The 7,693-nt window shown below is 55.5% G+C and carries 10 protein-coding genes; all 10 read right to left on the bottom strand.

All coding sequences use genetic code 11. The features are described from left to right. On the bottom strand, positions 1 to 790 hold a 790-nt coding region (ispH, locus tag ACI3UA_RS06235; RefSeq protein WP_439723958.1), incomplete at its 3' end, for a 4-hydroxy-3-methylbut-2-enyl diphosphate reductase. Between the two features lie 103 nt (positions 791 to 893). Further along, complete coding sequence (locus tag ACI3UA_RS06230; protein ID WP_439723957.1) at positions 894 to 1,508, bottom strand: lysophospholipid acyltransferase family protein; 615 nt, start codon at positions 1,506 to 1,508, stop codon at positions 894 to 896. An 18-nt stretch (positions 1,509 to 1,526) separates the two neighbouring features. Beyond that, positions 1,527 to 2,189, bottom strand: a complete 663-nt coding sequence (gene cmk, locus ACI3UA_RS06225; protein ID WP_439723956.1) for a (d)CMP kinase — start codon at positions 2,187 to 2,189, stop codon at positions 1,527 to 1,529. An 18-nt stretch (positions 2,190 to 2,207) separates the two neighbouring features. Next, a complete protein-coding gene (aroA, locus tag ACI3UA_RS06220; protein ID WP_439723955.1) occupies positions 2,208 to 3,509 on the bottom strand; it encodes a 3-phosphoshikimate 1-carboxyvinyltransferase in 1,302 nt (433 codons plus the stop codon). Between the two features lie 30 nt (positions 3,510 to 3,539). Further along, positions 3,540 to 4,802, bottom strand: coding sequence for an NAD(P)/FAD-dependent oxidoreductase (locus ACI3UA_RS06215; protein WP_439723963.1), 1,263 nt, complete (start codon positions 4,800 to 4,802; stop codon positions 3,540 to 3,542). A gap of 43 nt (positions 4,803 to 4,845) precedes the next feature. Further along, complete coding sequence (locus ACI3UA_RS06210; protein WP_439723954.1) at positions 4,846 to 5,610, bottom strand: pseudouridine synthase; 765 nt, start codon at positions 5,608 to 5,610, stop codon at positions 4,846 to 4,848. A 90-nt stretch (positions 5,611 to 5,700) separates the two neighbouring features. After that, positions 5,701 to 6,108 carry a hypothetical protein gene (locus ACI3UA_RS06205; protein ID WP_439723953.1) on the bottom strand — a complete coding sequence of 136 codons (408 nt, stop codon included), beginning with the start codon at positions 6,106 to 6,108 and terminating at the stop codon, positions 5,701 to 5,703. Further along, a complete protein-coding gene (gene folK / locus ACI3UA_RS06200) occupies positions 6,072 to 6,602 on the bottom strand; it encodes a 2-amino-4-hydroxy-6-hydroxymethyldihydropteridine diphosphokinase (protein WP_439723952.1) in 531 nt (176 codons plus the stop codon). The genes ACI3UA_RS06205 and folK overlap by 37 nt, the downstream gene beginning before the upstream one ends. Before the next feature lie 49 nt (positions 6,603 to 6,651). After that, complete coding sequence (gene folB / locus ACI3UA_RS06195; protein ID WP_439723951.1) at positions 6,652 to 7,011, bottom strand: dihydroneopterin aldolase; 360 nt, start codon at positions 7,009 to 7,011, stop codon at positions 6,652 to 6,654. Positions 7,012 to 7,094: 83 nt separating this feature from the next. Beyond that, on the bottom strand, positions 7,095 to 7,693 hold a 599-nt coding region (gene folP / locus ACI3UA_RS06190), incomplete at its 5' end, for a dihydropteroate synthase (protein ID WP_439723950.1).

Genomic DNA, 7,693 nt, shown 5'->3' with positions numbered 1-7,693 from the left:
AGTCAGGCGTTGAAGCACCCGCTGTAATACCAATTTTTTTTATTGTAGCAAACCACTCGTCACAGACCTCTTCGGCCGTTTCGATATGGTATGTTTTACATTTTTCCGAGCAAAGCTGGGCCAGCTTTGTCGTATTAGCGCTGTTCTTGCCGCCCACCACTATCATCAGCTCAACCTCACCGGCCAGCTTCACCGCCGCTGACTGGCGCAAATCTGTCGCTGTGCAGATGGTGCGGATAATCCTCACATCCGAGGACTTGTCCAGCAGAACGCCCACTATTTTCTTGAATCTGGCACCGGAGAAGGTAGTCTGGGAAACAATCCCCAGCCTGCCGTACACAGGCAGGCCCTCGGCCTCCGCCTCTGTATCCACCGCCACGGCGCCCTCACCGGCCCACTCAAGAATACTGCGCACCTCCGGGTGATTCTTGTCACCCACGATGACCACCTGATAGCCTTCATCGGCCAGGCTCTTCGCAGAATTCTGGGCCTTGCGCACATGAGGACATGTAGCGTCCACAAGATTCAGTCCCTTGGCCTCAATCTTGTCATAAACATGAGGCCCTACGCCATGAGAACGGACAATGACCGTCCCCTCGGTGATTTCATCCAGTGTTTCAATCTTGCCTATCCCCTCTTCTGCCAGCCTCGCAACCATCTGCGGATTGTGAATGATTGGCCCCAGGGTATATGACCTGCTCTGAGGCGTCACCGAATTCTCCGCAAGCTGAATGGCTCTCTTGACCCCGTAACAGAAACCGAGATTTTCCGCCAAATAAACTTCCCGCATCAGGTCACCTCAAAACAAAACTCAAAATAGAAAACTGCAACTTAAAACACTCTGCCATTATATCATGAATTTTACAGATTGGCTATGTAAATTTATCATTTTTTCAATTTTTTTTATAAACTGCTTCATTCTCGTCAATCATGGCAGAAATCCGGCTCATGATTTTTTCCGAAAAGGCATTTAACGCTTCCTTGTCGTTGTGCTTTCCCTCGAAATAAAGAGGCTCGCCAAAAATAATTTTTATTCTTGGCAGCAGGCCGCCGTTCTGAAAAATCTTATTGGTGCCGATAATCGCCACAGGCACCACCGGCACCTTGCCCATGGCGGCCAGAAGGGCCACCCCTGACTCTGCCTTGCCCAGCCTGCCGGTCTTGCTGCGGGTGCCCTCCGGGAACACGCCCAGGCACAGCCCCTGCTTCAGAATCCCCAGCGCGGTCTTGATGGCCCCCCTGTCAGCAGCTCCCCGTTTGACGGGAAAGGCATAGAGCCTGCGGATGACCGCTCCGGCAATAGCCGGCCTGAACAGCTCCTCCTTAGCCATATATGCCACAGGACGGGGCATATACGTACCGGCCATAGGCGGATCCCAGTTGCTGAGATGGTTGGCCGCCATGATCATGCCGCCCTCCATGGGCACATTTTCCCTGCCCTTGATAATGGGACGAAACAGAATGCCAAATATTATCTGAAAAAATAATTTTAAGCATTTGTAGAACATTTTGCTTTCTCCTGTCGGTCACACATTCCTGCACCGGTCTACAATGGCCTGAACAACCTCATCAATGCCCATGCTGCTGGTATCCAGAAGCTCTGCATCAGGTGCCTGCCGCAGAGGCGAAATCTCCCTCTCGCTGTCTGCCTTGTCGCGGGCGGCAATATCCTTCTGCAGCCCCTCCAGGGTCACCTCGTATCCCTTTTCCTTCATTTCCTTGTAGCGGCGGCGCGCCCGTTCCTCGATAGAGGCAGTCAGGAAAATCTTCACATTGGCATTTGGCAGTACATTGGTGGCTATATCCCGGCCATCCATCAGCACGGAGCCGTTCTCCGCCATGCGGCGCTGCAGCTCCACCATTTTGCTGCGGACAGGCCCCAGGGCCGCCACCTGCGAAACGATTCCCGTCACCTCCGGCGTGCGGATTTCCCCTGTCACATCAGTGCCGTCCACAAAAACCAGCGTCCTGCCGTCAACATACTCCAGCTCCACGTGTATGTCCCCGACCACGCCGACAATCAGCTCATCCGTCACCGGCTTGTGCTGCTGCAGCGTTTTCCAGGCCACTGCCCTGTACATGGCACCCGTATCAATATAGGTACAGCCCAGCTCCCTGGCCGCCAGCTGTGCCACCGTACTCTTGCCTGCACCGGCAGGCCCGTCTATAGCCACGATAAGATTATTCATGCTTTCTCTCCCTCACAATCAGTACAGCTTCATCATTTCTTCATAAAAATCAGGATAGGAAATAGCCACGCAGTCAGGCTGCTCAATCTCTACGCCACTGCCTGCCATACCGGCAATAGCCAGCGTCATGGCGATGCGATGGTCGTCATAGCTGAAGCAGGTGCCCTGCTGCCATTTATGTCCGCTGCCGCCCCTGATAATCAGGCCGTCCTCCGTAGCCGTGATGCATGGGCACAGCTTGTTGAACTGGTCGCTGATGGCCTGAATGCGGTCCGTTTCCTTGACGCGCAGCTCGCCAGCCCCGGTAATCACAGTTTCTCCCTCGGCAAACATGGCCGCCACCGTAATAGCCGGAATCTCATCCACCAGCCGCGGCATGATATCCGCACCAAAGCTGGTGCCGTGCAGTCTGGCAGAGCGCACCAGAATATCCGCCACCGGCTCACTGCCGCTGCAGCGCTTATTCAGCAGGGAAATATCCGCCCCCATGGCCTGCAGCACATCCAGTATTCCGGTACGGGTAGGATTGATGCCCACATTCTTCAAAAGCAGTTCACTGTCAGGAATAACCGATGCCGCTACCAGCCAGAAGGCCGCCGAGCTTATATCTCCCGGCACAATGATTTCTGCCGGGGCAATCAGCTTTTCCGGAGCCTGCAGGCTGATGGCCGTTCCCTTGTAGCCCAGCTCCACGCCGAAAGCCTCCAGCATCAGCTCTGTATGATTGCGCGATGTATATGGCTCTACAACAATAGTCGTGCCGTCTGCAAAAAGCCCCGCCAGCAAAATAGCTGACTTTACCTGGGCGCTGGCCACCGGCATTTCATAGGTAATGCCCTGCAGCCTGCCAGCGGCAGGAATCACCGTAATGGGCAGCTTTGTGTTGCCTGCCCGCCCTGCAATATTGGCCCCCATCAGGCTGAGGGGCTTAATCACCCTGCCCATCGGCCGCTTGTGCAGTGAGCTGTCACCGGTAAATACAGACACAAAATTCTGCGGTGCCAGCATGCCCATCATCAGGCGCAGGGTAGTGCCGGAGTTGCCTGCATCCAGCACCGTCTCCGGCTCCCTGAGCCCATGCAGGCCGTTGCCTGTCACCACCAGCTCCGTAGGGCTGATGATATCCACCCTTGCTCCCAGACTGCGCATGACGCCCACTGTGGACAGGCAGTCCGCCGACGGCAAAAAGTTTGTAATGCGCACAGGGGTATCCCCCAGGGCCGAAAACATAACGCTGCGATGGGAAACGGATTTGTCTCCCGGTATTGTCAGCTCTCCCCTTAATCCCTTTTTTATCTTTTCGACTACTCTGTTAGCCATAAATCGGCCTCCCATTCTCTATGATTTCATTCAGCCTTCGCTGTTCCAGACGCTCCAGTTTCCCGCAGCCGCTCCCATGGAAAAAGCCGCCTGCAGGTTAAAGCCGCCGGTGTAGCCGTCCACGTCCACAACCTCACCGGCAAAGTACAATCCCCGCACCAGCTTTGATTCCATGGTTTTGGGATTGATTTCCCTGACATCCACGCCTCCGGCGGTCACAATGGCCTCGGCGATGGGACGCGTCCCGGAAATAACCATGCCCAGCCCCTTGAGAACCTGCGCCAGCCGGTGCCGCTCCTCCCTGGTAACGGTGTTTACCATCCGCTCAGGCTTCAAATAAGCTGCATCCAGCACCGGCTCAATCAGCCGTCCCGGCAGCAGCTCCTTCATGCCGTTCTTGATTTCCTTGCGCTGATATTTTTCAAAATCCCGCAAAAGGCGTGCATCCAGCTGTTCAAGGGTCAGGGCCGGCTTCAGGTCTATCTCCAGCTCCAAAAAATGTCCCTCATCCATAAGCTGTGCCGCCTGACGGCTCAGGGACAGAATAATGGGGCCGCTGACGCCAAAATGGGTGAACAGCATCTCCCCGAACATGTCCGCCGCCCTTTCGCCATCAGAAAGCAGGACAGCGCGTACATTTTTCAGGGCCAGTCCTGAAAGCTCCTTTACCCAGTCATCCTCTGCCTCCAGAGGCACCAATGCAGGCAGTGGCTTCACTACGTGATGCCCTGCCTCCGACGCCCAGCCGTAGCCATCCCCCGTAGAGCCTGTCCCCGGATAAGAGGCGCCGCCGGTAGCCACAATCACGGCACTGCCATGGTACTCGCTTCCGTCAGCAGTCCTGACGCCTGCTATGCGCCTTACGCCTCCTGTGCCGTCCTCCAGCAAAAGTCCCGCCACCCTGGCATCAGTCACCAGCCGTACGCCCAGCTCATGCAGCCGTAGCACCATGGCCTCCACCACATCGGCGGCACGGTCACTGACAGGAAAAACCCTGCCGCCGCGCTCTGTCTTGACAGGTACATCCAGCCCCTGAAAAAAAAGCTGGACATCCTCATTGTCATAGGCCTTTAAACAGCTGTGCAGAAATTTTCCGTTCCCCGGAATATTCTTTATCAGCTCCTGCTTTTCTGCCACATTGGTGATATTACAGCGTCCCTTGCCGGTAATCAGCATTTTCTTGCCGGGTCTTGCCATCTTTTCCAGCACCGTCACCTGAGCGCCATTTTCTGCCGCCTTGATGGCCGCCATCATACCGGCAGGCCCGGCTCCCACCACAATGACGCTGTTCATGTTTATTTCATTTGCATTATTATTTGCAATATTTTCCATCCGGTCACGACTCCTTGTGCCCTGCTCCGGCAGGCACCTCTGCCGCCGCGCCTGCGATTTTCTTCAGCCTGTCAACCTCGCCTGCCGTCAGGCTCCTGTACCGCCCCCGCGGCACCCCCGCCAGCGTCAGACCGGCAAAGGCTGTCCGCTTCAGGGACTGCACCCTGTGCCCCACAGCCTGCAGCATGCGGCGCACCTGACGATTGCGCCCTTCATGAATGGTGAGCTGCACCCTGCTCCATGCACCATTATCCGCCACCTCCAAAAGCTTTGCCCTGGCCGGGGCAGTCATGCCGTCCTCCAGCATAACCCCCCTGCACAGCTGTCTGATGTCATCTGCCGTCACCAGCCCCTGCGCCCTGGCAATATAGGTCTTTTCAATCTCATACCTGGGATGCAGGAGGCCGTTCATCAGCTCGCCGTCATTGGTCAAAAGCAGCAGACCCTCCGTATCGTAATCAAGACGCCCTACAGGGTATATATACTCCTCCACCTCCGGCAACAAATCAACCACCGTGCGGCGTCCCCTGTCATCCCTGACAGCGGAGATGCATTTTCCGGGCTTGTTCAGCAGAAAATACAGCTTCTGCTTCGGGGCGCCGATATTCACGCCGTCGACAGCTACAACATCCCTGTCGGCATCCGCCTGTGTTCCCAGCTCCGTAACCGTCAGGCCATTGACAGTCACCCGCCCGGCCAGTATCAGCCGCTCCGCCTCCCGGCGGGAAGCCGCCCCGGCTTTGCTGATAATTTTCTGCAAACGCTCCATTACAATTCCACAACCTCGCAACAATCTCCACTCTCCCCAGTGCCTGTCAGCAAACAGCGTGGAGAATGGGTATATTTCATACCGGCCGCATCAGCTGAAAAAGCTGTACAGCATATAGGCTATCATGGCCACTACAACGCCCACTGCCACCACCGGCAGCGCCACAAAAATCAGGAACCAGATAATAGCCGCGGCCACCAAGGCTCCGATAATCCTGTATTTCCACTTCTGCCAGGCGGTAAGCCCTGAACCCATGCCAAAGGTATACACCCGCGGCCCTCTGCCGCCGCCATAGCTGCGGAAATTCTGCCGAAAATCCTGGCTGCGGCTCCCTGTATCCTCATAGGCCTCGTTAAAGCTTTCCGGCCGTCCGCCCTCTGACCGCCTGCCCTCTGCTGCATCATCAAAGCCGCAATCCTCTATGGTAATATCATCGTACTCAATCTTTTCCTGCCTGGTCATCACTCTGACGACGGCATCATCTCTTTTTTCCTCCACGCAAATACACCTCTTTTCACTATGCTGTCCCTGTCCTCCAGCCTGTCACGGCACTGAGATGCCGTCAGGCCGTTTGCCAGAATCAGCTCCGGGGCAATTTCCGCCAGCGGCACCAGTACAAAGGCCCTTTCCAGCATGTAGGGATGCGGCAGCTTCAGCTCTGCCGTATCCACCGATATGCCGGGAATATACAGCATATCCACATCAATGGTTCTGGCCCCCCAATGCTCATGGCGCACCCTGCCCAGGGCCTTCTCTATCCCCTGACAGCTATGCAAAAGCTCAAAAGGCTCCAAACCTGTTTCTACAGCCACTGCACAATTGATAAAGGCTGGCTGATCCAGCTTGCCCCAAGGTGGAGTTTCATACATAGAAGATACACACTTCACCTGAATTTTTTCTGTATTTTCAAGCAGCTCCACAGCCCGGCAGACCGTTTCCAGCCTGCGCCCCAGATTGGCTCCCAGGCTGAGATAGCAAGTATACTTTTCCATCCTCCAGCCTCCCCTTTGCCCTCTTCTGTATTTTCAGCCGCCCCGACTCCTATCGCTCCAGGGTGACGGCCACATCACGGAAAATTCCGGCCACCGGCGCCCCCGGCTTGTGTACGGTAACCGTAATATGCTCCAGCTTGCTGTATTTCGTCCACAGCATGCTGACAATCAGCTCAGCCAGTGCCTCAATAGTCTTCATAGGCTTATGGCTTTCCTCCACCAGCTCCTTGACCTCCTGATATACCTCGGCATAGCTGATGCTGGCGTTCAAATCATCATTCAGTCCTGCCTGATGCAGATCAAGCTCCAGCACCAGGTCCACCACGAACCGCTGTCCCAGCTTGTTTTCCTCCGGCAATACACCATGATAGCCAAAAAATTCCATCCCCGTAAGGGTAATTCTATCCATACACAATCCCTTTCTGCCCTGCTGCACCGGCATACATCCTCATATCAGATGCAGGGGGCAAAGCATTTTTCATCGCTTCCTGTTTATTCCTTGCGACTGCCTGCCGCCAGAATCGCATCCGTTATCCTGCACATCCTGCTGATTGGCAGCACGTCATGCACCCGCATGATTTCACAGCCCTTGGTAATCCCCAGCACACAGGTGGCGCCGGTAGGCTCCATGCGCTCATCCACCGGCAAGTCCAGCGTATTGCCGATAAAGCTCTTGCGGCTGGTTCCCAAAAGCAGGGGATATCTCCTGCCATCAAACTGCTTCAGCTCCTGCAGGCGGTTCATTACCTCCAGATTTCCCTCCACGGTCTTGCCAAACCCGATGCCAGGATCCAGAATCAGCTTGTCATAAGACACGCCAGCCTTTTCTGCTATGTCAATGGACTTCATAAAAAAGGCCCGCATGCTGTCAATGATATCGCCCTTGTATTCCTTGGAATTTCTGTTGTGCATAACCACTACCGGCAACCCATACCGGACTGCCACCTGAGCCATCTCGCCCGGCTCCTCTTCATACTGCAGCCCCCAGATATCGTTCAGTATATGCACGCCATGCTCCGCCGCAAAGGCCGCCGTTTCCGCCTTGAAGGTATCAATGGACACCGGCACAGGACAGGCAGGAACCACTGCCT

Origin of the sequence: Anaerovibrio sp., assembly GCF_051866355.1 — a bacterium.
Taxonomy (GTDB): Bacteria; Bacillota; Negativicutes; order Selenomonadales; family Selenomonadaceae; genus Anaerovibrio.
Note: the sequence above shows the minus strand (reverse complement) of the source record. Positions and strands in the feature narration are given on the sequence as shown.